This window comes from Pseudomonas sp. AGC41 (assembly GCF_057334555.1).
This window is the reverse complement of the sequence record NZ_JBHFJB010000075.1, coordinates 1-868: the sequence shown is the minus strand read 5'-3', so window position 1 is coordinate 868 and position 868 is coordinate 1. Positions and strand designations below refer to the sequence as shown.

Here is an 868-nt window from a genome sequence, read left to right as displayed (position 1 = left end):
TCGCCACAAGGGCAATGCTGGACGCTACCAACCCCGCCCTGAATTCACCCAGAAATTCACTGACAGCGAAGTGGACACCGATTCCACCTGATGAAACCAGCCCTCCGGCAAAAACAGCAAATCCCCAGCCTCCAGCGTCACCCGCAGGAATGTCACGTCGCGGGCGTGGGGGAAACGCTCGTAATCCGGCGCGTCCGGGTTGAAGTCGCAACCGTCCAGTCCACCCTGGGGCGCGGTCGACCAGGTGCCCAGGGCCTCGCGGTGGTGGGGGGCGGCGAGGGTGAAGGTTTTCTGGCCCCAGACCTGGGCGAACAGGTTGTCGGTGTCGTCGCGGTGCAGCGGTGTGAGGGTGCCCTTGGGGCCGATCCAGATGCGCGGCGGAATGAACAGCGACGGATCGAAATAGGGCGGGTATTTGATCAGCTCCATCAACTGCGCCGGCAAGATATTGTTGCCCATGTAGGCTGGCGGTTCGCCGTCCGCACCCTTGGCGGTCGGGTTGTCGAGGGACTCGATGAAGTCGGCCATGGAGGTCGAGCGGAAATCCCGCTCCGTGGAAAAGGTTTTTTTTACATAGTCGCCGTGGCGGGTGATGCCTTGCAGCTGGGCAAAATGAACCAGGGATTCTTCCCGGCTGAGCTTGAACAAGGGCCAGTCCTGCAGCGCATCGCTGATCACCAGCGGAATGCCATGGGGCAGGTAGCGTGTCTGGAAATCCCTCACCGACAGTTCGCTTCTCGGCCGCCGCTCGACGCTGCGTTGGGCGGGCAGGCTCGCGGTGAGGGTTTCGCTGAAGCGCGGCGGGGTCGGGTAGCGTTTGTTCATGTCGACCTTTTCCGCCGGGCGGCTGCCATTGCGGGCGTGATCG

General features: G+C 62.9%; 1 protein-coding gene. It reads right to left on the bottom strand.

Annotated features, from left to right (window positions below; genetic code table 11):
• Nucleotides 1-24: 24 nt before the first annotated feature.
• The coding region (locus tag ACE04F_RS13665) for a cupin-like domain-containing protein (protein ID WP_486107450.1) at nucleotides 25-868 on the bottom strand (844 nt) is incomplete at its 5' end.